The organism is Acidiferrobacter sp. SPIII_3 (assembly GCF_003184265.1).
Classification (GTDB): Bacteria; Pseudomonadota; Gammaproteobacteria; order Acidiferrobacterales; family Acidiferrobacteraceae; genus Acidiferrobacter.
Genome location: NZ_CP027663.1, coordinates 1,220,267 through 1,245,935, shown reverse-complemented (window position 1 = coordinate 1,245,935; position 25,669 = coordinate 1,220,267). Strand labels below are relative to the sequence as shown.

Annotated in this window: 16 protein-coding genes and 1 pseudogene; 9 read left to right on the top strand and 8 right to left on the bottom strand. The window is 64.5% G+C overall.

Annotated elements, in window-relative coordinates; all coding sequences use genetic code 11:
* Positions 1–33: 33 nt before the first annotated feature.
* The 3 genes from C4901_RS06265 to fmdA are packed head-to-tail and all read right to left on the bottom strand — an operon-like array spanning position 34 to position 3,222.
* Positions 34–1,701, bottom strand: coding sequence for a cytosine permease (locus C4901_RS06265; protein WP_110136595.1), 1,668 nt, complete (start codon positions 1,699–1,701; stop codon positions 34–36).
* Positions 1,702–1,727: 26 nt separating this feature from the next.
* On the bottom strand, positions 1,728–1,991 hold the full coding sequence (locus tag C4901_RS06260; RefSeq protein ID WP_110136594.1) for an FmdB family zinc ribbon protein: 264 nt from the start codon (positions 1,989–1,991) through the stop codon (positions 1,728–1,730).
* A 10-nt stretch (positions 1,992–2,001) separates the two neighbouring features.
* The gene (gene fmdA, locus C4901_RS06255; RefSeq protein ID WP_110138548.1) at positions 2,002–3,222 is read right to left on the bottom strand and encodes a formamidase; all 1,221 of its coding nucleotides are present in this window, start codon (positions 3,220–3,222) and stop codon (positions 2,002–2,004) included.
* 265 nt (positions 3,223–3,487) lie between these two features.
* On the opposite strand from fmdA, the gene C4901_RS06250 reads away from it, so the two are divergent.
* The 4 genes from C4901_RS06250 to C4901_RS17960 all read left to right on the top strand — a co-directional run bounded on the left by C4901_RS06250 (position 3,488) and on the right by C4901_RS17960 (position 9,271).
* Positions 3,488–6,460: an ATP-binding protein gene (locus C4901_RS06250; RefSeq protein ID WP_110136593.1), complete on the top strand. Its 2,973-nt coding sequence runs from the start codon at positions 3,488–3,490 to the stop codon at positions 6,458–6,460.
* A complete protein-coding gene (locus C4901_RS06245) occupies positions 6,447–7,358 on the top strand; it encodes a response regulator transcription factor (RefSeq protein WP_110136592.1) in 912 nt (303 codons plus the stop codon). The genes C4901_RS06250 and C4901_RS06245 overlap by 14 nt, the downstream gene beginning before the upstream one ends.
* Before the next feature lie 232 nt (positions 7,359–7,590).
* A complete protein-coding gene (locus C4901_RS06240) occupies positions 7,591–8,595 on the top strand; it encodes a class 1 fructose-bisphosphatase (protein ID WP_110136591.1) in 1,005 nt (334 codons plus the stop codon).
* Between the two features lie 505 nt (positions 8,596–9,100).
* Positions 9,101–9,271 (top strand): hypothetical protein, encoded by a 171-nt coding sequence (locus C4901_RS17960; protein WP_205736232.1) that lies wholly within the window; start codon positions 9,101–9,103, stop codon positions 9,269–9,271.
* 345 nt (positions 9,272–9,616) lie between these two features.
* On the opposite strand, the gene traT is transcribed toward C4901_RS17960, so the two are convergent.
* Together traT and ovoA are read right to left on the bottom strand one after the other, a co-directional pair.
* The gene (gene traT / locus C4901_RS06235; protein WP_110136590.1) at positions 9,617–10,354 is read right to left on the bottom strand and encodes a complement resistance protein TraT; all 738 of its coding nucleotides are present in this window, start codon (positions 10,352–10,354) and stop codon (positions 9,617–9,619) included.
* Positions 10,355–12,061: 1,707 nt separating this feature from the next.
* Positions 12,062–14,203, bottom strand: a complete 2,142-nt coding sequence (ovoA, locus tag C4901_RS18470) for a 5-histidylcysteine sulfoxide synthase (protein ID WP_110138547.1) — start codon at positions 14,201–14,203, stop codon at positions 12,062–12,064.
* A gap of 533 nt (positions 14,204–14,736) precedes the next feature.
* Here ovoA and C4901_RS06220 point away from each other — a divergent pair.
* Positions 14,737–15,258 (top strand): zinc ribbon-containing protein, encoded by a 522-nt coding sequence (locus C4901_RS06220; RefSeq protein ID WP_110136588.1) that lies wholly within the window; start codon positions 14,737–14,739, stop codon positions 15,256–15,258.
* A 139-nt stretch (positions 15,259–15,397) separates the two neighbouring features.
* Here C4901_RS06220 and C4901_RS06215 read toward each other — a convergent pair whose 3' ends face one another.
* A complete protein-coding gene (locus C4901_RS06215; protein ID WP_145960633.1) occupies positions 15,398–15,625 on the bottom strand; it encodes a hypothetical protein in 228 nt (75 codons plus the stop codon).
* Positions 15,626–15,908: 283 nt separating this feature from the next.
* On the opposite strand from C4901_RS06215, the gene ppsA reads away from it, so the two are divergent.
* Complete coding sequence (gene ppsA, locus C4901_RS06210; RefSeq protein WP_110136586.1) at positions 15,909–18,359, top strand: phosphoenolpyruvate synthase; 2,451 nt, start codon at positions 15,909–15,911, stop codon at positions 18,357–18,359.
* On the opposite strand, the gene C4901_RS06205 is transcribed toward ppsA, so the two are convergent.
* Positions 18,330–20,021, bottom strand: a complete 1,692-nt coding sequence (locus C4901_RS06205; protein WP_110136585.1) for a chloride channel protein — start codon at positions 20,019–20,021, stop codon at positions 18,330–18,332. The two genes, ppsA and C4901_RS06205, sit on opposite strands and share 30 nt — an antisense overlap.
* Positions 20,022–20,427: 406 nt before the next feature.
* Here C4901_RS06205 and C4901_RS06200 point away from each other — a divergent pair.
* The 3 genes and pseudogenes from C4901_RS06200 to C4901_RS06190 all read left to right on the top strand — a co-directional run bounded on the left by C4901_RS06200 (position 20,428) and on the right by C4901_RS06190 (position 24,082).
* Positions 20,428–21,779, top strand: a pseudogene (locus C4901_RS06200) (ISNCY family transposase).
* 54 nt (positions 21,780–21,833) lie between these two features.
* Positions 21,834–22,028, top strand: a complete 195-nt coding sequence (locus tag C4901_RS06195) for a Druantia anti-phage system protein DruA (protein WP_110135574.1) — start codon at positions 21,834–21,836, stop codon at positions 22,026–22,028.
* Positions 22,029–22,180: 152 nt separating this feature from the next.
* A complete protein-coding gene (locus C4901_RS06190) occupies positions 22,181–24,082 on the top strand; it encodes a potassium transporter Kup (protein WP_110136584.1) in 1,902 nt (633 codons plus the stop codon).
* 42 nt (positions 24,083–24,124) lie between these two features.
* Here the strand turns inward: C4901_RS06190 and C4901_RS06185 are convergent, their stop codons facing one another.
* Positions 24,125–24,997, bottom strand: coding sequence for an NAD(P)-dependent oxidoreductase (locus C4901_RS06185; protein ID WP_110136583.1), 873 nt, complete (start codon positions 24,995–24,997; stop codon positions 24,125–24,127).
* Positions 24,998–25,669: the final 672 nt, after the last annotated feature.

The following is a 25,669-nucleotide window of genomic DNA, read 5'->3' as shown; positions in this document are numbered from 1 at the left end:
ACAGCCCGGATCCCCTCCCGGGCGCACTGCCCTTTAACGGCAGATTGACGTCTCGGCCGCCACCGGTACGCCGGCGATCACCGTCTTGCACATATCCTTGCAAGTGGTATCCAGACTGCAGCACAACGAGCAGATCGCACCCTTGTTGTGCGGGCAGCAGGCCATGTCCTCCTTCTCGAACTCGAAGCCGCAGGCACTGCACGCTACCGTGTCGTGATGCGTACCGGCATGGTAGTGCGGGGCCCGGGCGATGTAGTACTTGCCCTTGGTGAGGATCGCCAGGATCGGCGACATCACAAACGCGATGCCAAGCGCCAGAAAGGTGGAAAACGCCTGCGCCACGGGGCCCAAGAGATCGAAGAACGCGGCGATCGAGACCACCGAGGCAATGATCATGGCCCCGAAGCCGACGGGATTGAAGTTGTAGAGGTGGGCGCGCTTGAACTCGATATATGACGGGCTCAACTTCAGGATTGGCTTATTGATCACAAGATCCGCGACCACGGCCCCGATCCAGGCGATGGCGACATTGGAATAAAAGCCCAACACCTTCAGGAGGAAGGAAAACACCCCCATCTCCATGAGCGTGAGCGAAATTCCGACATTCAAGAAGATCCATACCACACGCCCGGGATGGGCATGCATGACGCGCGAGAAGAAGTTCGACCATGACAGTGAACCCGAATAGGCGTTGGTGACGTTGATCTTGATCTGCGAGAGGATCACGAAGAACGTCGCCAGGCCCAGTGCCACCCCGCCCGTGGCAAACAGGTCATGGTAGCCGTGCACATACATCTGGATCGGCTCATTGGCCTTGGCAAGCGCGGTGCCGTTATGAAAGGCGACCGACGTGAAGAACGACCCCATGAGCTGCTTGCTCGCGCCGAGCAGCACCCAGCCGGGGCCGGCCAGGATCACCGCCAGCCACCAGCGGCGCCTGGTCTTCTCGGTCTTTTCGGGCATGAAACGCAGGTAATCGACCTGCTCGCCGATCTGGGCGATGAGCGACAGCACCACGCCCGCGGCGGTGCCAAACAGCAAGGGGTTGAAACCCGCGCCGCTCGCCGAATGACCGGCAAAATGCGTCCACTGCGCCACCGCCCCGGGGTCACGGGTAAGGACTGCAAAGAGCGGCAGGATCATGAGTGTAAGCCACACAGGCTGTGTCCAGACCTGGAGCTTTGACAGCAAGGTCATGCCGAACACCACGAGCGGGATGATCAAAAGCGAGGCCACGGCATAGCCGATGGGCAACGGCAGACCGAAGTACAAGGCGAAGGCCTGCGCCATGATCGAGCCTTCGAGGGCAAAAAATATGAATGTAAACGAGGCGTAGATGAGCGAGGTCAGGGTCGATCCGAGATAACCAAAACCCGCGCCGCGGGTGAGCAGATCCATGTCGATATTGTACTTGGCGGAGTGATAGGCAATCGGGATGCCGGTCAGGAAGATCACCAGCGCCGCCGCCAGGATGGCCCACACGGCGTTGGTGAACCCGTAGCCTATGGTGATCGAGCCGCCGATCGCCTGGTCGGCGAGGTAGGAGATGCCGCCCAGGGCGGCGGTGGCCACCGAATATTCCGACCAGCGCCGGAACGCGCGCGGGGCATAGCGCAGGGAGTAGTCCTCGAGCATGGGGTTATTGACGAGTTTTCCGTAGCGTCGCCGGGACGGCGTTAACGAAGGATTGACGGTGGCCATGGTGGTCCTCTCAGATGATGAAACGATCAATGACCCAGCATCCACGGCCGGCCGCGGGCGGCACCGGCTCGTGGCGTGGGGGTCTTGTGGGTATGGGATACCGGCTCGTGGCGGCAGCGTTCCTCGCGCGCCAACGGCGCAAGATCGGCGCGCGCAAGGTGCACGCCCGACGGTATGCGCGGCGAAGGCTTTGCGCAGCGCGGGCATGGTCTCGGATGCTCGCGCGCGGGCATGGCCGCATACGCCTCGAAGGCCCCGCAGGCCGGACACCGGTAGTCGTAGAGGGGCATGCGTGCGTCCTCAGGGTTTCGCCAGCGCGCCTGTGTCCGTGACCCGCGGTCGCGGACCCGAGGCCTCGGGCTTGATGTCGAAATCAAAGATCTCGGTGGGCAACCACAAGGTCGCGCAGGCGTTGGGGATGTCGACGATGCCGCTTATATGGCCCTCCACCGGGGCGGTCCCGAGGATCGCGTAGGCCTGCTCGCCCGAGTATCCGAAATTCTTCAAGTACTCGATGGCATTGAGACACGCCCGGCGATAGGCCACGTGCGCGTCGAGATAATGCTGGCGGCCACCCTCGTCGACCGATATGCCCTCGAAAATGAGGTAGTCGCGATAGCGCGGTTCAAGCGGGCTTGGCTTGAAGATCGGATTGCTGACGGCGTACTTCTTCATGCCGTCTTTGATGAGTCCCACGCGCAGGTCGAGATAACCCGCCATCTCGATCGCCCCACAGAACGTGATCTCGCCGTCGCCCTGCGAGAAATGGATGTCCCCCATGGACAGTCCCGCGCCCGGTACATAGACCGGGAAGTACACCTTCGATCCCTTGGTGAGGTTCTTGATGTCGCAGTTGCCGCCATGCTCGCGTGGCGGGATCGTGCGGGCCGCCTCGGCGGCGGCCTTCCTGGCGGCCTCGGGCGCCATGCGCCCCATGAGCGCCGACTGCGCGAGCGGCAGGAGCGCAAGCGGCGGCACGCGTTCCGGATCCTGTGCCACGAGCGCGGCCTCGCGCGTATTCCAGGTCTTCAGAAGCTCCGGCGACGGCAGGCAACCGATCAGGCCCGGGTGCATGATGCCGGCGAACTCCACGCCCGGGATGTGCCGCGAACGGGTATAGATGCCGTGGAAATCCCAGCAGGCCTTGCGCGCCTCGGGATAGTGATCGACCAGGAAACCCCCGCCGTTCTCGCGCGCGAAAAGCCCGGTAAAGCCCCACGCCGACCCCTGGATCACACCCACATCCAGGATGTCGACCACGAGCAGATCGCCGGGCTCGGCGCCGTCGACTGCGATCGGCCCACTCAGATAATGGACGCGCGTGAGATCGACGTCGCGGACATCGCGGGCGTGATCGTTGTTGCCGATCTGGCCGCCCGTCCAGTCGAGGCATTCGACACGAAAGCTGTCGCCGGGCTTGACCTTCGCGACCATCGGCAGGTCGGGATGCCAGCGGTTGTGGATAACGCCATCCTGGTCGTGTGGCGCGCGCGTCAGGTCGACGGAGATCAGGGTCTCGATCATGGTGCTCCTCCGGGTATGGGGTCCTGTCGGGGTCATTGAATGACAATGGCCCGAGTACCGAAATACGTTGGATGACGTACGACACGGACTGGTGCGGGCGCACCAAAAGAGAGCCCTCTCAGGGCTCGGGCGGTGCACATTGGGGGCATTGACGCGCCCAGACGGCTGGCACGAGGCGTGCAGAGGACTGGCGGACACGGGCCTTCCGGCCGGCGCTCACACCTTCGGGTGGGCGGCCTCGCTTTGCTTCGAGAGGATATGTATGGACCAGGGCATCCCGCTGCGCCTCGTCAAGACCCGCCGCGACTACAACACCTGGGCGGCCAACGAGACCCTTGAGGACTACGCGCTGCGCTATGCCCCGGCGAGCTTTCGCAAATGGTCGGCCTTCGCCGTGGGCAACACCGCCTTCGGCGCCGTCTCGTTTCTGGTGCTCGAGGCCATAGGCGGGGCGCTCGTCATCCACTACGGTTTCGTGAACGCCCTGTGGGCGATCCTGGCAAGCGGCCTTCTGATCTTTCTGACCGGGCTGCCGATTGCCTATTACTGCGCCCGCTATAATGTCGACATCGACCTTTTGACCCGCGGCGCCGGCTTTGGCTACCTGGGTTCGACAGTCACCTCGCTCATCTACGCCTCGTTTACGTTCATCTTCTTTGCCCTCGAGGCGAGCATCATGGCATTCGCGCTGCGCATGGCATTCGGTCTGCCTTTTACCTACGCGGCGGTGGCAAGCGCGCTTTTCGTCATCCCGTTCGTGACCCACGGCATCAGCGCCATAAGCCGCCTGCAGGCCTACACCCAGCCCGTGTGGCTGATCTTGATGGCGATCCCCCTGATCTTCGTGCTGCACGACACACGCATGCTCGCGGCCTTCACGCACTATGGCGGCCGCGCCCATGCCCTGAAATTTACGCCACTCTTCTTCGGGGCCGGCGTGAGCGTGTGCCTGTCGCTCATGGCCCAGATCGGCGAACAGGCCGACTATCTGCGCTTCATGCCAGCACCGCGGCATGGCCGCCGGCGTGCCTGGTGGATGACGGTGGTGACCACGGGCGCTGGATGGATCGTGCCCGGTGTACTGAAGCAGTTGGCCGGGGCACTGCTCGCGTTCTGGCTCATACATCGCGGCGTCGACCCGGCCACGGCCGATCGACCCACCGCCATGTATCTCGCCGCCTACCGCGCGGCCTTCGGCCCGGGGGCGCTGGCGCTCGCCGCGACGGTCGCGTTCGTGATGCTGTCGCAGCTCAAAATCAACGTCACCAACGCCTATGCCGGGTCGCTCGCATGGTCGAACTTCTTCTCGCGCCTGACCCATGCCCATCCCGGACGCGTGGTGTGGCTCATCTTCAATGTCCTGATCGCGCTCCTGCTCATGGAGCTGCGCGTATTCGCGGCCCTGGTCCATGTGCTCGACCTGTTCGCGGGCTTCGTGGCCGCCTGGATCGGGGCGCTGGTCGCAGACCTCGTCGTCAATAAGCCGCTCGGCTTGAGCCCCGCGGGGATCGAGTTCCGCCGCGCCTATCTCTACGACATCAACCCAGTGGGCGTGGGGGCGACCGTGGGCGGCGCGCTTTTGGGCCTCGCGGCCTTCAGCGGGGCGTGGGGGGCGCTCGCCGCCGCATTCTCCCCGGCGGTGGCGCTGGCCGCGGCGTTCGTGCTGTCGCCCGCCATCAGCGCCGCCACCGGCGGCCGCTACTACCGCGCGCGGCCGGCGCAGGCGACCGCTGGCGTGTGCGTGCTATGCGAGACGCCGTTTGCCCCCGAGGACATGGCCGCGTGCCCCTCCTACGAAGGCGCGATCTGTTCGCTGTGCTGCACGCTCGAATCGCGCTGCCATGACGCCTGCAAGCCCCGCGGACACGCCCGCGAGCAGCTGGCGGCATGGCTTGCGCCGCTCTTTCCGGGGATCACCGCCGATGGCTTCGGCTCGCGGCTCGCGCGCTTTTTGGTGGCGTTTACAGGCGCGCTTTCGGTGGCGGCCGCCATCCTTGGCACACTCTACTACCAGGGGCAGCTGTCGGCCGGGGCCTTGCGGCCGGCGCTCGCGGCGTTCGCCGTCAAGGCCTTCGCCGCGTTCGCCGTGGCCCTGGGGCTGGGATCGTGGTGGTGGGTGTTGACCCTCGAGGGCCGCCAACGCGCCGAAGACGAGAGTCAACGCCACAATGCCCTGCTCGAGCAGGAGATCGCCGAACACGCCGCCACCCACGAGCGCCTCAAGGCCGCCTACCGCGCCCTGGATGAGGCCAACCGCGCCAAGCAGCGCTTCATATCCCACATGAGCCACGAACTACGCACGCCCCTGAACAGCCTGCTTGGCTACATCGAGATCCTCCGGCAAGACCCGGGGCTCATGCCCCCCGAGCAGCGCGCGCTCGCGATCATGCACGGCAGCGGCACGCACCTGCGCCAGCTGATCGAGGACATCCTCGATGTGGCGCGCATCGAGTCGGGGCGCGTGACCCTGGAGCGCCGTGACGTGGCCATCGTGGACCTGCTGAGCAGTGCGCTGGATACCTTCCGGGCCGAGGCCGATCGTCGCGGGCTCACCCTCACCCTCACCCTCGATGGGCCCCTGCCGGATGTGATCCATGGCGATGAACGGCGCCTGCGCCAGATCCTCTTCAACCTCATCGCCAATGCCCTGAAGTTCACCACGGCGGGTGGCGTGACGGTCCGTGCCTGCTATCGTCATCAGCTGCTGCACCTGGCAGTCACCGACACCGGGCCCGGGCTTGCCGCCGAGGCCATGGACGCGATCTTCCAGCCGTTCTTTCGCGCACCGGACACAGCGACAGGCTCGGGGGGTTGCGGGCTTGGGCTTACCATCACCAAGATGCTGGTGGAGATGATGGGTGGCGACATCCATGTGGAGAGCGGCGCACACGGCGCAACCTTCCGGGTGCGCCTCTACGGCCCTTCGCGTCCGGCAACCACGGCCATGGACATCGCGCGCACGAAGCCTGAGCCCGCCACGGCCGTGGCGCCCTCGACCACCGCGCCCTCCCCCGATCCGGCGCCGATGGTGGCCCCGGACCCCCGCGATGTGGCCACCCTCATGGAGCAGGCGCGCCAGGGCTACGTCAAGGGCGTCACCGGACACCTCGAGGCGCTCGTCTTGCGCGATCCCCGCTACCGGCCGTTCGCCGACCGCCTGCTGGCGCTCGCCTGCGACTTTCGCATGCGCGAGATCACCACCTACCTGGAGACCCTCATCCATGACGTCCCCTGATGCCACCATCCTGGTGGTCGACGACCATGTCCCGAACCTCGCGTTTCTCACCGATGCCCTGTCGGCCGCCGGCTACCGCGTGCTGGTGGCCATGGATGGCCAGGAGGCCCTCGACCGGCTCGCGCTCGCGCGCCCCGATCTCATCTTGCTCGACGCCCTGATGCCGGTGCTAGACGGCTTCGAGACCTGCCGGCGCTTGAAGGCGACACCCGCCTACGAATCCATCCCGGTGATCTTCATGACCGCGCTCGGCGAACCCGAACAGATCGTCCAGGGGCTGAGCCTGGGCGCGGTCGACTATGTCACCAAACCCGCCCACCCGGACGTCGTGAAGGCGCGCATCGCGGCGCACCTCGGGGCCTCGCGCTCGCTGGCACTGGCACGCGAGGCGCTCGTACGTTGCGGCCAGCTGCCCATCGCAGTCGACCCGGATGGCGCCCTCGTATGCGCCACCGCCGAGGCGCGTGCATGGCTCGCCGCCTACGGCATCACGGGTCCCGACCTCGCCGCCTGGCTCGCCACCCTTGGCGAACCAGGCGCCCCCGTGGCCCCGCTCATGCGCCGCCGGGGGGACCGCGCGCTCTACGTGAGCTGGCTTGGGGCGAGCGGCCATGCCGTCCTCCTGCTCATGCGCAAGGAGGACCCTGCGCACGCGCAGCAGGTCCTGGCGCGGGACTTCGCGTTGAGCGATCGCGAGGCCTGGGTGCTCGTATGGGTCGCCTATGGCAAGACCAACGCCGACATCGCCGACATTCTCGGCATGTCCCCGCGGACCGTGAACAAGCATCTCGAGCACATCTTTCTGAAGATGGGGGTCGAGACCCGGGGCGCGGCTACCGCGCTCGCCCTGCGTCGCCCGCTCGGGGCATCGGCGGCCGCCGGGTCGCAGCCGGCGTGACGGCAAAAAGCAGCGCGCCGCCCGCTGGTCCGCGACGCCGGACGGCGTGACGCGCGCCCCGGACCTGAGTCTTCCGGCCACCGACTGCCGGTGAATCGGTCATGCCCGCGTGAGACGATGGAGGCGAAAATCCGCCGGTTCGATGTATAATAATCGGTTCCCGGTCCGCAGTCCCGGGCGCGATGGGCTTATCCCCGTCGCATCGTCATGTCATCTTCCAAGGATCGTTTACATGCATACAGGTACTACGCTTACCCAATTCATCATCGAAGAGCAACGCCGGGTGGTAGGCGCGACCGGTGAATTCACATCGCTTTTGAACGACATCGTGACCGCCATCAAGGTCATTTCGAATGCCGTCAACAAGGGTGATCTCATGGGGGTCTTGGGCTCCGCCGGCAGCGAAAACATCCAGGGCGAGACCCAGAAGAAGCTCGATGTCATCACCAACGACGTCATGCTGCGCTCGAATGAATGGGCCGGGCATCTCGCGGCCATGGCCTCGGAGGAGATGGAGGACATCTTTCCGATACCAAGCCAGTTCCCGCGCGGCAAGTATCTCCTGGTGTTCGACCCCTTGGACGGCTCCTCGAATATCGACGTCAACATATCGGTCGGGACCATCTTCTCGATCCTGCGCTGCCCAGACGGCGTAAGCGAGCCCACCGCTGCCGATTTCCTGCAGCCTGGTACAAGGCAGGTGGCGGCGGGCTACGCCCTCTACGGGCCCTCGACCATGATCATGCTCACCACAGGCCAGGGGGTGAACGGCTTTACCCTCGATCGCGACGTCGGCGAGTTCCTGCTCACGCACCGGGATGTGCGCATCACGCCCGATACCCGCGAGTTTGCCATCAACGCCTCCAACGAGCGGTTCTGGGAAGAACCGGTCCAGCGCTACGTGCAGGAATGCCTGCAGGGCAAGGAAGGGCCGCGCGGCGAGAACTTCAACATGCGCTGGGTGGCCTCCATGGTCGCCGAGGTGCACCGCATCCTGATCCGCGGGGGGATCTTCATGTACCCGAAGGACACCAAGGACCCGAAAAAGGCCGGCAAGCTGCGCCTCATGTATGAAGCGAATCCCATGTCGTTCATCGTCGAGCAGGCCGGGGGCTTAAGCTCCACCGGTCGCGAGCGCATCATGGATATCCAGCCAACCGGCCTGCATCAGCGCGTCCCGGTCATCCTCGGCTCGCGCAACGAGGTCGAACGCATCGTCTCCTACCACAAGCCCTAAGGTGACAGGGTCGCCGAAGATCCAGGGGCCGCGGCGCGACCTAGGGGATTCGGCGGCCCCTCACATCTCCTTGCGACCGCAGATGACCCGGCGCCGCCGTCACGCGAATTTCGTATGTCCGAGGCCTATGTCTTCCACCGCCCCGCCGCGTACTTGCCCCGGACCAGCAGCACATCAGTCATTCGGAGAAGACCGCCACCTGGCGAGCCGTGGGCTCTCGCCACCCGGGAAACCCGCCTCAGACCCGGCGCTACCCCAATGTGGCGTAAGCCACCCCCACGCCATCCGCATCACACCATCCACTCCGCGCTCATCAAAGCCCTCATGCGGATCGCAGCGCTACGTCACCGCACGGCACGGCGTCCGCAAGGATTATGGCGCCGCTATACCGCGGGATTGCGATGACGATGGTTTCTGAAACACAACAACGTCGTCTTTATGCGGCGAAATGGCTATGCGCGCCACGGTTACCATTGACCGCACCCTTTACCGGAAGGAGTTGGCGATGAGCGACCCGGACATGCCTAACACCGATATCCGCAAGGCCTTAAAAACGTACGTGCGGGCGCGCACCGCCAAACACCTCGCCCCCTTGGTGAGCGCGATGCATGAGATGTCAGGTGGGCCGCATCAGGCCGGCCGTGCGATGAGCACACCGATCAGTACGTCAGTATAGGTGAACCATTCGTGGATGCGCGCCGTCGCCTTGATGGTCATTGATCCGTATGGACGGGGCTCGCTCATCCTATGTTCAGGCTGGATTGGTCCTTCGGTCCCCTTTCGGTCCACGCAATTACCGTGTGACCAGGGCATGCCCGTGATCTTCGTGACCCCGCGCACAATTCGCCCGCACACCTGATGACCGCGCCCTGGTCGCCGCCGCGCGCACCCTAAAGCGCCACTTCGCACACGACTACCCACCCCGGGCATCAGCCACAGACACAAACAGCCCCTACTCTACCCCGCCTCGGGGCGGCCATGACGGCCGCGGCCTCTCATGACGCGCCCCAGGGCACATGCCTTAGAAAAGTCCGGCCAGCTCCCCGGCCACTTCATGGCTCATGGCGGGGGTCGCATAGGAAAAGCGCAGGCGCGTCCCCGTGGCCTGGGCCACGATGCGATCACGATAAATCAGCCAACCATTGATACCCCCGGCCGAACTGCTGACCGCGCTATCAGTGCCCTGGCTCGCCAGGGTGTTGGTGGATGTATAGGCCCCTTTCTGGCGTTGCTCGAGCTGGATATCCACCACCATCATGTAATGATTGGTCGGGAAGATGGCCCCCAGAATGCCGCCGGCCAAGGCGCCCACTCCACCCCCGATCAAGGCGCCATTGCCATTGCCCGCCACGCCCCCGATTACGGCGCCACCGAAGCCGCCGGCCAAGGCGCCAGCCGCGGCATGCGATGACTGCTCCTTACCCACATAGCGAATATTGTAGAGGAGCATGTAATGCGCATAACGGGGGTTGTTGGTGATCCGGTAGCCCTTGGCCGTGAGCCGCTGCACGATGAGTTGACCAAAATGGAGACCCTGGGCGCTCGACGTGTTGTGCCCCTCCACATAGACCACCTTTTTGGCCGGCCCGACGGGCTGCAGAAAGATGCTAGACGACATGCGCGCAGACAGCCGCATGTTTCCAGCCGATAGGCCGCTGGAGCTCGTGCTTTGCGGTGCCGGACCGTTGGCAGTGGCGCAACCTGCCAGGAGCGCCCCAAGCGTGAGCACGGGCACGAGACGTAGACTTCTTTGCAACATTATCCCCCCTTTTTCTTTGTGTTTTATCAAATAGGTCGATCTGGATCCCTGTTGGCCAAACCCGTGGTCGCGGCAAACTCGATGTGAATCACGAGCACACCCTACCGGTCAAAGACATTTGGCTGTACCCGCTTGAGAAGTCCTTCCGCCAGCAACTGGCTTGAGAAGTCCTTCCGCCAGCAACTGACCGCGTAGCGTACCGCTCTTTGTCGTAGCCATGCCGCCTGCTTATCGCACCAAGCCGTCCGCGTCAAGACGGGTTGGCCGATTGTTTACATAATTGTTACCTTGGTTGGGCGTATACGCACCTACTTCGAGCGAGCGTATAGGGAGATTCAGGAAAAATCAACAATGGCAATCAAACCTACGCTGCCGAGGAATCCCTGATGGGGTACATCCCGCCAACAGTGGCCAATTCCGCACAAAACCCCTCTGGCAAGGGAAGGCCCGTCATCTGTCTCGTTTAATAAACATCGATTCATCACGAGAACCGCGATTACCGTTGTCCCGGTATAAAAGATCAAGAAGGCATGATCGCCAATCTCTCGCATTGGCCTTTGTGAGAGATTGGGCTTATGCGCGCAGTCATTCAGAAGGGATCTGCGAGCGACGGGTCTAGGATTCGTAATGGAGCCCTCACAACCACAAGGGGCATGCAGAGTACCGCGCGTGCCGAGCACTTGCCCTAACGGTCTGCGCATTTTGCAAGCGCCGCGTATATGCCCCCAAAGTACCCTTTCTCACCGGTTTTACGTTTCCAGGAGCGCCGGGCCATAGTGATGGAAAAACACGATTATCCTAGATTCGGCAGTCGGCGCGGGAAATCCGTTTTACCTGCCGGGTTTTTCAGGACTTTCCGTGATTGCGTGGTTCACCTACCAGGTGAATGCGCGTTTTTGCGCAAAGCCCCTGGAAATCCAGCCTTTATTCTTCTGCGCTCACGCCAACTGCCAGATCGAGGATTATTGGCCTATAAGACACGAGTGATGGCGCGCGTTTCCCAGGGATTGCTAAATCGCGATCGCGTCCGACCGCCGGTCTTGACCAGACCGCGGCGGACACCCAGAAGGCCTATTTTGAGGGCGGGCACCGCGCCGATATTGCATTCGCATCTGGCACGCCCGCCACTGCGCAAACTCTGCAAGACGCAGAGCGTGGCGTGCCAGCACCCCCTCATTCAGCCGTCGAATCTCCTCGACTACCAGGGCCCCGACGTTGCTCCTGTCAGTGCCGAGACCATACACAGACAGACACTCGTCGATAATATCAGGCGGCGCGCAAGCCCAGGATGCCGAGTCAGGGTGACAGAAAGGGGCAGACCCTCGGGGGCGGGGGTGGATTGGAGACTTCGGAGGAGATCTTCCGGGGACGACGGAGGGGTCTGTGACGCGATTATGGCGCAAAAACGCCATTGCGTCCGTGACGGCGGCGGGAATCGTACGATCTCTGGGAGGCGCGTCATTCATCCGCTGGGGCCAAGCGCTTGGCCTTCAGCGCAAGGCGCCTGCGCAAGATTCGGAGAGCCTCAGCGATCAGAGCGCGGGCCCTTCACGCCGTACTGAGCTGGGAAGCGGCGATTCCTCCTGATCGTTACGGCCCTCTCATCTGGCTTCGGCCGCTAAGGTCCCCAATAACCTTGCGCCCCCATCCGTCGAGTTGATCCTGTCCCGCATCCTCGGGCCGCCGTCTCTGTGCCCGCACGGGCTATTATCGCCGCTCCCAGACCGTCACCTGGGCGATCGTGTGCTGGAACTTGCGCGCGGTTTCACGAATCACGAACGGGAGATCGAAGGGACTGTCCGCCAACAGACGAAACTCGCCCCCTAGAATGTCGCGCAAGGCCTCGAGCGTCGTCCAGGTCTCGCCGTTTTTCTTGAAGCCGCCCAGCCACTCCTCGCGGGCGGTATGCTCGGTAAGCCAGGTATAGGGGGACGTGAGGACCAGCAAACCGCCCTTTTCGATGCGCGCGCCGATGTCTTCGAGAAAGCGGCGCGGGCGATACAACCGATCGATGAGATTGGCTGCGACCACCAGGTCATAGCCTCTATAGTGCGGCTTCAAGTTACACGCGTCCGCCTGGAAAAATTCGACGGCCTTGGTGTGCCCGGCAAGCCCCAGCTCGTGCAGGTCCACGCTCTGGTGGCTCACGATCTCCCCTTCCACGGGGAGTGTGTAGGCGTATCGCCCGCTGGCCCTGAGTTCGGTCCCCGCCTGGATGAAACGCGCCGAGAAATCCAGGCCGGTGACGTTCGTAAAGGCCCGCGCCAGCTCGAAACTCGCGCGTCCGACGGCACAGCCGAGATCGAGGACCCGGCGCATCGGGCGTCCCTGCATGGCGCTTATGGCAAGGCGCGCCACCGCCGCCGGAAAGTTCGCGACCCCGAAATACTCCGCCCCGTAATGGAATTCCAGGTATTGCGAGACCGCGGTATCGGTCTCGTAGGGCGGCACCTCTGGCAGCTGGTTCGAGGATTCCACGTAGCGGAAGCCCGCGTGCTGAAAAAAGTGGCGACGAAAGGCGTAGCGTGCCTCGATCTGTGTCTCATGACCGAGACTTATGAACGACCCGCCCTTCATCAGATTGTGTTGTTGGTCGAAGGTGGGGACCGAGAAGTCATCGTAATAGGGGTGGACCGCGAACCCCTCGTAGGGGTAGATAGGTGTAGTCGTCCACTGCCAGACATTGCCGATGACATCATAGAAATCGCCGTGGCGGAACCGATCGACGGCACACGGTGAGGCCCCGTAGGCGAGTCCGATATTGGCTGGCGCCTCGCCCCACTGGTCACTGTCGGCCACGCCGCTCACGTCCCGCAGGCGTCGCCATTCGTCTTCGCTCGGCAGGCGTAGCGTACGGCCGGTCTGCGCCGACTGCCAGGCACAGAAGGCCTGGGCCTCGTGGCAATTGACCTCCACCGGCCAGTTCCATGGCATGGGGCGCTCGGTGGCGAGCAGCCGCAGCTTCCAGGCGCCGGCCTCTTCGACCCAGAAAGTCGGGTGGTGGGCCTTGGCAAACTCCCGCCAGCGCTCACCCTCCGGCGACCACCAGCATGACTCCCCATAGCCGCGGGCCTCCACGAACGCCCGGAATTCGCCATTGCTCACAAGCTGGCGGCCGGCCGCGAAGTCGTGCAAAGCCACGCGGTGGCGCCCATATTCGTTATCCCACCCGTAGAGCGGATTGTCGCGATCCTTGCCGGCACTGACCAGGCCGCCCGCCACCGGCAACAGGGCGTTGGGCGGTGCCGGTCCCGCAGCGAAAGCGGCGGTGAATTCCGCCACCGGACGCACGCGCGCCAAGGGCAGCTGGCGGATCAGGACCGAGCTCGTCTCGAGATGGATGTTCTCGTGCTCCATACCCATGAGGATCGCCCACCAGGGGGATTCCATGGCAATCGGCAGGACCAAAGGCATGGTGCGGATCTGCTCGTCAACCAGCGCGCGCACGCGCGCGCGGTAGGCTCGTACCTCGCCCACGGCCGGCCATGCGATATCGTGGGTATCGAGATCATCCCACGACATCTCATCGACGCCGACTGCAAAGATCGCCTCGAGCGTGGGGTTCACACGCTCCGTGATGAGACCCGCGACCTGGAGCTTGTTCACATAAAAGGTCGCGGTATGCCCGAAATAAAAGATCAGCGGGTGACGCAACGTGATCGCCTTCTCATACCACGCCGCGGGCTCGGCGAGATGCTCGAACAACCGCTCGTACAGCGAGAAGGTCTCATGGAAGCGACGCGCGATCTCCCCTCTCTTGGCGTCCGCATCGTGGCCATCGAGGCGCAGAAGCGGGACTCGCAAGCGGTGGGCAAGGTGGTCTACGGTTCGGTCTTGATCGGGTAACATGATTCCTCGGATGCTCAGCCCGCCCGCATCGCCGGTCTCGGAAGCGCCCACACCCAAGGCCTCCGTCACAGCGTTGCCGGATCCCGGGGCATGGCATGATGCGACGATCGACGACTGGATGCGGCCTCGGCAAGGCGCGCCGCGTTGAGACGGTGTATTCCTGATTGAACCGGAATACGCGGCGGAATACGGGGCCTTTTTCCCTAATTCTTGGCGGATCGATTGTAGCATATCGAGTGTCCGCAGCCCAACGCTACGCTACGCCGGGGCAGGCGCGCGCCTCCACAGGCGGGAACCGACACCGTATCCGTGGCGGCGGCCGCCGATCGGCGTGTCCGCGCCTTTGCCTGTATGCGCGTCTGTGATTGCAGACGGCGATCCGCGGCGTGCGGGCGCTGGCCTCCGCAACCCGCAAAGATGATCTCCGGCCAGCACCGTACCCGTCTTGCGTTCTTCCGATCGCCAGACCAGAATCGTTAAAGACACAATGGAACGTCGCGCACGCGTTGCGCCGATCCCAATCGGAGACATTTATGAAAACCGGTTCCCCATCCGATAATGAGCTCGAGACCATGGGCGAGGCCTATCGGGAATTGCTCGAAAAGGCCCTGCGCAAGGCGCGCGAGGGCGGCAGCAGCCTCTATCATCTGTTGGGCGGGGGCAGCACTCATGCCCCGTCTGCCGGGGAGGGTCACACTGAGGTGGCCGAGCTCGAGCGCTCGGTGCGCCGCGATCTCACGGACGCCGCGCGCTACCGGCATGAGACCGGCCGCGATCTGCGGGACTGGCTGGGCTTTGATGTCGCGCGCATCGAGCAGGGCTTCTGGGAGGCCTTTTCCGAGGCCGCCGACCAGACGCTCCTGACGCTTCATGAGATACGCCTGCAGGCGGACGCCAGCGAATACCATACCGGGGAAACGGTGGGGCTCGGTACGCTCGTCTGTGACCACTGCAACGAACGCCTGCGCTTCTCCACGGCGGGGCGCATCCCGCCCTGCCCGCGATGCGGTGGTACGCGCTTTCATAGGCCGGTGGCCGGCGCGCCCCTGGCCTGAGGGCCCGCGCCCGGCGGCCTCGGCAGGCCCATGAGGGTGCGTGGCACCACGATACCGATATCAAGCCCCGCCGCATGCGCTACGGACCGCGCGCCTGCGGGCCGGATGGCCCTTCGGCCGACGATCAGAGCCCGACCCCTTAATGCTTGCGGTCCGCCTCACCACCCATGGGGCTCGGGTTATCAAGATTGACCGTGAAGTCCGAGCCGGGATGTTCGGTCATGATGTCGAGATAGGCCTTCTTGCTCGCCTCGTCATCGAAGTAGATCTTCAGGGCATTGGGCCCGGCCCCTTCCATGACAAACGGGTGTCCTTCCAGATCTGTCAGGGTGTGTCCGGTGATGGGATCGGTTCGCTCGATACGCATGGTCGCCTCCATTCTCCTCGAGGGGAAACATACTGCATCCGGCTTGGCTATAAGCCTTTTGGGCGATACTGTCAATGACCCGCGACAATGGACGCGACGGCCTCTCCCGCTACCCTGCCCCGGCGGCATCCACACCGCTTCCTATCCCGGATACCCACTCAGGCGTGGCGTCGACGCGCGATAGGAATATATTGTGCCGCGCCTCCGGCGTCCGGCACGGCAGGCACGCGACAAATCGGCTAGCATTAGGGAAAGGCCTCGGCCACCACGAGGATATTCGGCCATGACCGGCAGCGACGCGATCCGCTTCTTTGCCACTATCGACGCCCGGGATATCGCCCTGGTGGGCGGCAAGAACGCCTCGCTCGGCGAACTCTACCAGCACCTTGCCTCCGAAGGCGTGCGTGTCCCTAATGGCTTTGCCGTGACCACCGAGGCCTATCGCCGGCATCTCGCGGCCGCCGGCGGCGCGCACGCCGTGCGCGCCCTGTTCGATGGCCTCGACCTCCGGGACGTCGGCGATCTCACCCATCGCGCCGCGGCCGCGCGCCAGCTGCTCGTCCAAACCCCGCTGGCCCCCGATCTGCGTAGCGCCATCCTCGAAGCCTATGGGGTATTGAAAGACGAGTACGGAGACGGTGTGTCGCTCGCGGTACGCTCGTCGGCCACCGCCGAGGACCTTCCCACGGCAAGCTTCGCCGGCCAGCATGACAGCTACCTCGCGATCCGCGGCGAGCAGGCACTGCTCGATGCCTGCCGGCGCTGCTTTGCCAGTCTCTTCAACGATCGCGCCGTGCACTATCGTCTAAAGCAGGGGCTGGGGCTTGCCGACGTGGCCCTGTCGGTCGGGGTCATGAAGATGGTGCGCTCCGATAAGGCGGCCTCGGGCGTCATGTTCTCGCTCGACACCGAGTCCGGCTTTCGCGATGTGGTGTTCATAACCGGCTCCTATGGCCTTGGCGAGACCGTGGTGCAAGGGTCTGTCGTGCCCGATGAGTTCTATGTCTTCAAGCCGACCTTCGAGGCCGGCCGGCGCGCCGTGCTGCGCCGGTCGCTGGGCGCGAAGACCGTCAAGATGGTCTATGCCGGCGACGGGACCGAGACTGCGACGCGCACCGTGCCGGTACCCGATGAGGACCGTGCACGCTTTTGCCTGAACGACGAAGACGTCCTGACGCTCGCCGACATGGCCATCAAGGTCGAGCGCCACTATAGTCGCCGGGCCGGACAGCCGCGGCCCATGGACATGGAATGGGCCCTGGACGGTGAGAATGGAGCCCTGTACCTCGTACAGGCGCGCCCCGAGACCGTGATCTCGCGTGCCTCGGGTAAGGTGCTCGAGGAATATCGCCTGCGGGGCGGCGGCAAGGTCCTGGCGAGCGGCCGCGCAATCGGCGCGCGCGTAGGTTCAGGCCAGATACGCGTCATCGCCGACATAGGCCACCTCGCCGATTTTCGTGATGGCGAGGTGCTGGTGGCCGAGGACACCACCCCTGACTGGGAGCCGGTAATGGCGCGCGCCGCCGCCATCGTTACGCGTCACGGCGGGCGTACCTGTCATGCCGCGATCGTGGCACGCGAGCTCGGCGTGCCGGCCGTGGTCGGCGTCGATACCGGCTTCGAGGCCTTCGCGACCGGCAGCGCGGTCACGGTGTCGTGTGCCGAGGGCGAAGTGGGCCGCATCTATGAGGGCACGGTCCCCTTCGAGGTCGTGCGTACGGATTTGAGCACGCTGCCGCGTCCGGCCACCCGCATCTTGATCAATATCGGCAACCCGGCGGTGGCCTTCGATACGAGCCGCATACCCAACGACGGGGTCGGGCTCGCGCGCATGGAATTCATCATCAACGAGTCGATCGGTATCCACCCTATGGCGATCGCGCACCCCGAACGCATCGAAGACCCCGAGGTCGCGCGCGAGCTCGCGCGCCGTACGTGCGGCTACCAGAGCCCCTCACACTTCTTCATCGAGCGCCTGTCCGAGGGCATCGCCACCATCGCCGCGGCCTTCTATCCAAAGCCGGTCGTCGTGCGGCTCTCGGACTTCAAGAGCAACGAGTACGCCGCGCTCATCGGCGGGCGCGCCTTCGAGCCGGTGGAAGACAATCCGATGCTGGGTTTTCGGGGGGCGGCGCGCTACCTGCACCCGGCCTATGCCGACGGCTTCGCGCTCGAGTGCGCGGCCGTGCGCCGGGTGCGCGCGGATATGGGGCTTACGAATGTGCGCATCATGGTACCGTTCTGCCGGCGGGTGGAGGAAGGGCGGGCGATCGTCGCCCGACTCGCCGAGCTCGGCCTAAAGCGTGGGGAACATGACCTCGCTATCTACCTCATGTGCGAGATCCCAAACAACGTGCTTTCGATCGATGCCTTCGCGCACGACTTCGACGGGTTCTCCATCGGCACCAACGACCTCACCCAGCTCACCCTTGGCGTCGACCGCGGCTCGGCGATCGTCGCCTCCTCCTATGACGAGCGTGACCCGGGCGTGAAGGCCATGATCCGGCTCGCCGTCGAGGGCTGCCACCGCAATCAGCGCTACTCGGGGCTGTGCGGCCAGGCCCCCTCCGATTACCCAGAAATCGCCGAATTCCTGGTCGAGATCGGGATCGATTCGATGAGCCTGAATTCGGACGCGGTACTGGCGGTCACGCGCCGGGTCCTGGAGATCGAGCGTCGTCTCGGCCGGGCCCCGCGCCCCTTATCAGGGATCGGCGCGCACGACCCCCAGTAAGCGGCCGGTGCCGCGCTCCACCACCGGCCATTCGCCACCAGGCTCACCGCGCAGGCGCCCCTCGACCTCATCTGGCCCGGCGTCCTCGGTGAGCACTGTCACAGCCTCCGTGAGATCATAGGCCGCCGCCGTGGACACGATCGGCGGCAGACGCCCGGGGTGGAGGGCCCGCTCGCGCCCGATGCGACCGAGAAGCGCACCCTTCTCGTTTACCACGTACACATAGCCCGCGCCATCCCGGGTCGCCAGGGTTCGCGCCAGGACCTGTGTGTAGTCGGCGGCGGCACTGATGATACAGACCTTGTCTGTGAACCACGGGGCGAGCGCGGGCATGGGCCGCAAGCGCGCCGTATGCGCCCCCGAACGCCCGGCGTAAATCTTCCCTGAGTAGACGGAGCGGGGCTCCAGGCGTCTGGCCGTGAGCATCGCCACGGTCACCGACGCGATCATCGGGATCATGAGGCTGATCACATGATGAGTGAGCTCGGCAAACAAGATGAAGGCCGAAAGCGGGGCCTGCATGGTCACGGCGATGGCGGTCACGGCCCCGACCAGGGCACAGGACTCGACCGAAGTCCCAGGCCAGGCAAACGCCCACAGCCGGCCGGCAAGCCCGCCCATGATCGCGCCAAAGGTAAGGCTCGGGGTAAAAAGCCCGCCGGGCGCCCCGGACGCGAGACACGCGGCGGTCGCAAGCGGCTTCAAGACCACCAGCGCCGCAAGCAAGGGCAAGGCGAGCGCCCCCTCGAAGGCCTCCTCTGTCACATCCTTGCCGTTTCCGAGCAACTGCGGGTAGCGCATCGCCGCAAGCCCGAGAAGCGTAAATACGATAAACGGCATGATCATGAGCACGCCACGCTTGGGCTTCAGGCGATCCGCCCATAGGACCAGGCGTATGAAAACCACGGAACCGAGGCCAAAAAGCGGACCACACACAAGCGCCCAGATGATGAGGGCGGTGTGCGTGCCGTGCGAGGCCACGGTGTAGGTCGGGCGGTCGGGCAGGATCATCCATGAGGCCCAGGTGGCCACGAACGCCGACGTCAGGGCAGGCAGCATGAGCGGCAGCGTAAGCGACCCCAAAAGCACCTCGAGAGAAAAGAACGCCCCGCCCAACGGAACGTTATAGACCGCGCCCATGGCCGCACCCGCGCAGCACGCCGCAAGCAGGCGGCCCTCGGCGGGCACGACCCGAAAAAACCGTGCCCCCACGGCGGCGGTGGCCGCGCCCATCTGCTTGGGGGCGCCCTCGCGCCCGAGCGATGCGCCCATGCCGACCACGGTGACCGACAGTACCGACTGTCCGAGGGTCTTCCAGAAGCTCATCTGGCCGGACCGAAACCAGATGGTCTCGGTAAGCTCCCCACCATGCCCGGGCACATCCTGCTTCAAGACATACACGACCACCGCCGCGAGTACCCCGGCTACGGCGAGCGCCGCCACCCGCCGCCACGCAGGGGCTCGGTCGACCGCCTTCTGGAACGCGCCGTGCTCATAGGCATAGCTCAGGTGCTGGGCGCCATGCATGATCATCATGAGCCACCCGACAATCACGCCGGTGACGAGGCTCGCGGCCATCAAGAGCAGCCAGAAGCGCCAGGGCGAGGCAAACGGCATGCGCGTCGCGCCCTCGTTTGGCTGCATCAACCGCTGATCCGCCAAGCCCCCTCCTTGCCTCACCGTCGTGTCTGACCGTTCCCGCGTATGGTTACAGGCCGCCGCCGAGGCCGACAGGGTCTTTCGGGAGCCGGCACCCGACAAACAGCCCCCACGCAAGCCCGATTGCGCGCCACGCGCGGCCCCGATCTGACCGTTCCCGCGTATGGTTACAGGCCGCCGCCGAGGCCGACAGGGTCTTTCGGGAGCCGGCACCCGACAAACAGCCCCCACGCAAGCCCGATTGCGCGCCACGCGCGGCCCCGATCCGCCTCGCGATGTGGCAGCAGTTCTAAATGTAGGAATGATTATCAATACCGGGTCACGGCCATGAACCGGTATGTCTGGGGGCTGGACAAAAGTTACGGTTCACGGTATAAAGCGCTGGGTCATAATATTCAGCGAGCAGAGCTTGGCTTTTCCGTTAGTTGGGAGCCCCCTTGATTTTAAGGGATTAGTGGCCTCCCTCAGGGAGTTGATGCAGCGGTTCCCGGACAAGCGGACGGGAAAGAACTGCGTCTACGCCATGGAAGACGCGGCCTTGGCGGCCTTTGCCGTGTTCACTATGCAAAGCCCTTCGTTTCTAGCCTATCAGAGGACGATGAAACAGACCAAAGGCCAGAGCAACGCGCACACGCTCTTTGGCATGAACCTGATCCCGACTGACAACTGCATCCGCAACCTGCTGGACCCGGTGGCGCCCAGTCATGTCACCCCCTATTCGAACAGACATTCGAGGCACTGAACGCGGGCGGCCATATTGACCCTTTTCGCGTTTCTCTCTCCTCATCCCAGAACGGTGCCGGCCAGCTGCTGATCGCCCTAGACGGGACAAGCTATCACCATTCTCATACCGTCCATTGCCGGCAGTGCACGAAGATCGAACACAGGAAGGGCGAGGTCAGCTATCAGCACACGGTGGTTACACCGGTCGTGGTGTCTCCCGAACGCAACCAGGTCATCGCGCTGGCGCCGGAATTCGTGACCCCCCAGGACGGTCACGACAAGCAGGATTGTGAAACGGCGGCAGCCAAGCGGTGGCTTACCGCCCATGGTGCCCGCATCAAAGCGCTCAACGCGACGATTCTGGGCGACGACTTGTATAGCCGCCAGCCGATGTGCGAAACCGTCTTGGGCCTGGGACTCCATTTCCTTTTCGTGTGCAAGCCGAGCTCCCACGTCACGCTCACCGAATCGATCAAAGATCTCACCGCCCAGGGGGCTATACAGACTCACCAGGTCCTGCGCCGCAAGGGCAAGAAAGCCTGGACTGACACCTATCGTTTCGTCAACCACGTTCCCTTGCGCGAGGGCGACGATGCCCTAGCGGTCAATTGGCTGGAGTTGACCACCCAAGACGCCGCGGGCAAGCAGACATACCAGAACGCCTGGATCACCCAGCATGCACTCGATAAAGCTCATGTCGCGAAAGTCGCTGAAGCGGGCCGCGCGCGCTGGAGGATCGAGAATGGCAACAACAATGTTCTGAAGACCAAGGGGTACCATCTTGAACACAATTTTGGGCACGGCAAGAAGTATCTCTCCTCGCTGCTGTGCACCTTCAACCTGCTGGCCTTCCTGCTGCACACTTTCCAGGAAATAACCAACCAAAAATACCGCGTGTTGCGCGCGACCCTCCCCACCCGCAAAAGCTTTTTCGACAGCATTCGGGCGCTCACAACTTTTATGTGTTTCGACAGTTTCGAGGCCTTGCTCGACTTCATGCTGCGGGGTCTCGACATCGACGCGCCCGACAGCAGTTGAGGGTCGCCATGGAAACCATTCGATTGGCAAACCGCCTACGGCGTCCGCCCCCTTTTGGCTGAGACCTTTGTTGATCCCACACGCTTTACGGGCCACTGCTACCGCGCGGCCCACTGGATCGACGTCGGTCTCACCACGGGCCGCGGCCGTGAGGATCGCCATCACGAACGCCATGGGGCAAGCCCCAAGCGCGTCCTGGTCTACCCGCTGGTGCCCGATGCCCGACAAAGGCTCCTGCAAGCCCCGTAAATTCTTAAGCGGACGCCCCCATTCGAGGCGGAGCCAGTTCACATTGAGAATTGCTGGCGATGTGGGCCCGGGCTTTGATACAAAGGCGCGACTCGCTATCATGCCCGGCTACGCCCCGCCCGGCGGGCCTGCCATCAGATGTAGGGGAACGCATGACAGAAGACGCTAAACCAGGAGTCCCGTGGATGGCCCTGGCGGCCCTGGGCGTGGTGTTCGGGGACATCGGCACGAGCCCGCTCTATACCCTGAGCGCATGCCTGGCGGCACTGTCGATGCCCGCCACCCCCGCGCACCTGCTCGCCATCATCTCGCTCATCCTGTGGACCCTGATCCTGGTGGTGGCCGTCAAGTACGCCTGGTTCGTCATGCGCGCCGACGAGCACGGCGAGGGCGGGGTCATGGTCATCACCGCACTGGCCGCGCGCGGGCAACCCGAGGGATCGCGCACGCGCTGGGCCATCTTTGCCCTCGGTCTCCTCGGGGCCTCGCTGTTCTACGGGGACGGGGCGGTCACCCCGGCGATCTCGGTGCTCTCAGCGCTGCAGGGCATGGAGGTCGCGTCGGCACGCCTCACTCCACTGGTGGTGCCGCTATCGGTGGGCATCATCGTCGGGCTTTTCTGGATACAAAGGCGCGGCACCGCGGCCATAAGCCGGTTCTTCGGCCCGGCCATGCTCGCTTGGTTTGTGATCCTGCTCATCTCCGGGGTGGCATGGCTGGCGCAGGCCCCGTCCGTGATCCGCGCATTCGATCCGTGGCTTGGCCTGCATATCCTGATGACACACGGCGCCGGGGGCTTTACCATCCTGGGAGCGGTGGTGCTCGCGGTCACCGGCGCCGAGGCGCTGTACGCCGACCTCGGCCATTTTGGGGCGCGCCCGATCCGGCTCGCGTGGTACTTCGTGGTGCTTCCGGCGCTCGCCTTCAACTATCTCGGGCAAGGGGCGCTGCTCATCCTGCATCCGACGGCCGCACAGAACCCGTTTTTCAAGATGTTTCCGGGATGGGCCACGATCCCCATGGTGCTGGTCTCCGGGATCGCCACGGTCATTGCCTCGCAATCGATCATCACCGGCGCCTACTCCGCGACCCGCCAGGCCTCCATGCTCGGCTATCTGCCACGGCTCACCATCCGCCATACCTCGGCAAGCGAACGCGGTCAGATCTATCTGCCGGGCCTGAACTGGGCGTTGATGATCGCCGTCATCCTCATCATTCTCGCGTTCCGGTCATCCGATGCCCTGAGCTTCGCCTACGGCACGGCGGTCACCGGGACCATGCTCTTTACCACCATCCTGGTGTTTTTCGTGGCCCGCCAGAGCTGGCGCTGGCCGCTATGGAAGGCCGGTCTGTTCTCGGGATTCTTCGTGCTCATAGACGGGGTCTTTTTCAGTGCCAACGTCGTAAAATTCATCGCCGGCGGCTGGGTACCGGTCACCATCGGGCTTGCGGTCTTCACCCTGATGTCGACCTGGCGGCGCGGCCGCAAACTCTTGACGCAGGCGCTCTCGCCCGAGTCTCTGTCGATACCAGAATTCCTGGGCATGATCACCGCCAGCAGCGTCAACCGGGTGCCCGGAACGGCGGTATTCCTGACTGTACGCGCAGGCGGTACCCCCCATACCCTGCTGCACAACCTCAAGCACAACAAGGTCCTGCACGAGCGGGTCGTGATCCTGACCATCCAGTTCGAGTCCACGCCACGCATCCCACGTGCCGAACGCGCGGCGGTCCGCGACTATGGTAAAGGGCTTTACGGTCTCACCGCTCGCTATGGTTTCATGGAACACCCGGACATCCCCGCGCTGTTGGCGGGCGTCGCGCTTCCATTCACCTGGAATCCCGCCGACACTACCTACTTCGTCTCGCGCCAACACATCCTGCCCAAGGCCGGAGGCTCGCTCGCCTTGTGGCGCCAGCGCCTGTTCGCGGTCATGCTCAAGGCCTCGGCCACCGCCATCGACTTCTTCCGCCTGCCGGCCAACCAGGTCATGGAGCTCGGCGACATCATCGAGCTCCCCGACCACCTCCAGAAATCCCTCACGGATCCCTGATCGCGACGCGCATCCGGCCATGCGCGCCATGGCGCCTACCCGTCAGACTCGCCCGGCGCGGCGCCGACCGGCATTCACCACCGCCGACCAGTCCCGATCGCCCTCGCCATGGGCGAGGCAGTCCAGGAACTGGTCACGCATGATGCTCGCGAAGGCCAACGGCAGGGAGGCCTCGGCGCCCGCGGCGAGCGCGAGGTTCACGTCCTTCAGCCCGTGCGCCAGACGGAAACCCGCGGGCTCGAACCGATCCTCGGCGATCAGCGTCCCGTACAACTTGAAGGCCGGTGACGCAAACAAGGTCGCAGTCAGCATCTCGAGATAGGGGCCGGCGGCAACGCCATGGGCCTCGGCGAGCGCCGCGGCCTCACCCATGGCCTCGATCGCGCAGGCCAGCGCAAGATTGCTGGCGATCTTCGCGCCATTGGCGCTTTCCGGCCGATCACCGAACCGCCACACGCGTTGGCCAAGGACCGCCCACAGACCCTCAAGACGCGCGATCGCCGCATCCGGGCCCGCCACCAGCAGGTGCAGCCGGCCCTCGGCGGCCGCATCCGGGCGCCCCAACACCGGGGCCGCCACATAGGCGAGCCCGCGTGCCACGTGACGGTCGGCAAGCTCGCGCGCGAGCGCGACGGAAACAGTCGCCATGTTGACGTGCACCGCGCCCGCGGGCAGCGTCTCCAGCAGACCCCCTTCGAGAAACACCTCGCGTACCGCGCCATCGTGCGCGAGCATGGACACCACCACCTCGCTTGCGGCGAGATCGGACAGCGCCGGCACGACCGTCACCCCCGCCCCCGGAAGGTCCGGAGGTGGCGGCGTCCGGTTCCAGGCGCGCACCTCATGTCCGGCCTTGGCAAGCCGCCCAGCCAGACCCCGGCCCATGGCCCCGAGCCCCACGAAACCTATACGCATAGCGACCTCCCTTTCACATGAAAGGTGCTTATTGTCCGCATACGCCCGGACCCCCTCAATCCCCCGGCAGCCCTGGACGGGCCCACAATCGACCGACGCCATCCCGTGGGCGCGAGGGACGGCTGCCCTTCTGAGCCGCGCCTCTCCCATCGAAGCCGCGAATGCACACCATGGGAATGTCAGTAGCGGGCCTCCGGCCCGCCGACCCGGTGATTCGCTATCACCCCCTCGTTGCGACCATGGCGACGATACTTTGAAATGACACGCGCCCGCCAAAGCCCGGACGCGTCCCAAATCGACCCACATCGGCAACCCCTGACCGCGCATACCCGCAACAATTGAGCTGCTGAGCTGCGTGCCAGCGGGCCGATCATTGTTCAAGCGTGCGCCGGCTCTCGGTATGCGCGACGGGACGTCCAAGTCGCCCTCGCGCCCTCGATCTCGGCGCAGCTCATTATCTCTCCGCTCCGCTGCGAGATGCCGCGGCCGTCCTGCCGATCTCGGCGCAGCTCATTATCTCTCCGCTCCGCTGCGAGATGCCGCGGCCGTCCTGCGGGCGAGCCGTGCGCTTTTCCGGCGCACAAGAGGCTCGCCCACAATAACTGGACGGCGTATCGATGTCCTTGCAGGTGGCCTACGGCCACCCGCCCGGACCTACGCCTCCCGCGGACT

What these genes read in the sequence shown, in the direction of transcription:
- ovoA (WP_110138547.1), bottom strand. Translation starts at nt 14,203, where the DNA reads ATGTTACCCGATCAAGACCGAACCGTAGACCACCTTGCCCACCGCTTG.
- C4901_RS06265 (WP_110136595.1), bottom strand. Translation starts at nt 1,701, where the DNA reads ATGGCCACCGTCAATCCTTCGTTAACGCCGTCCCGGCGACGCTACGGA.
- C4901_RS06245 (WP_110136592.1), top strand. Translation starts at nt 6,447, where the DNA reads ATGACGTCCCCTGATGCCACCATCCTGGTGGTCGACGACCATGTCCCG.
- C4901_RS06260 (WP_110136594.1), bottom strand. Translation starts at nt 1,991, where the DNA reads ATGCCCCTCTACGACTACCGGTGTCCGGCCTGCGGGGCCTTCGAGGCG.
- C4901_RS06215 (WP_145960633.1), bottom strand. Translation starts at nt 15,625, where the DNA reads ATGCGTATCGAGCGAACCGATCCCATCACCGGACACACCCTGACAGAT.
- C4901_RS17960 (WP_205736232.1), top strand. Translation starts at nt 9,101, where the DNA reads ATGAGCGACCCGGACATGCCTAACACCGATATCCGCAAGGCCTTAAAA.
- C4901_RS06240 (WP_110136591.1), top strand. Translation starts at nt 7,591, where the DNA reads ATGCATACAGGTACTACGCTTACCCAATTCATCATCGAAGAGCAACGC.
- C4901_RS06250 (WP_110136593.1), top strand. Translation starts at nt 3,488, where the DNA reads ATGGACCAGGGCATCCCGCTGCGCCTCGTCAAGACCCGCCGCGACTAC.
- traT (WP_110136590.1), bottom strand. Translation starts at nt 10,354, where the DNA reads ATGTTGCAAAGAAGTCTACGTCTCGTGCCCGTGCTCACGCTTGGGGCG.
- C4901_RS06190 (WP_110136584.1), top strand. Translation starts at nt 22,181, where the DNA reads ATGACAGAAGACGCTAAACCAGGAGTCCCGTGGATGGCCCTGGCGGCC.
- C4901_RS06185 (WP_110136583.1), bottom strand. Translation starts at nt 24,997, where the DNA reads ATGCGTATAGGTTTCGTGGGGCTCGGGGCCATGGGCCGGGGTCTGGCT.
- ppsA (WP_110136586.1), top strand. Translation starts at nt 15,909, where the DNA reads ATGACCGGCAGCGACGCGATCCGCTTCTTTGCCACTATCGACGCCCGG.
- C4901_RS06220 (WP_110136588.1), top strand. Translation starts at nt 14,737, where the DNA reads ATGAAAACCGGTTCCCCATCCGATAATGAGCTCGAGACCATGGGCGAG.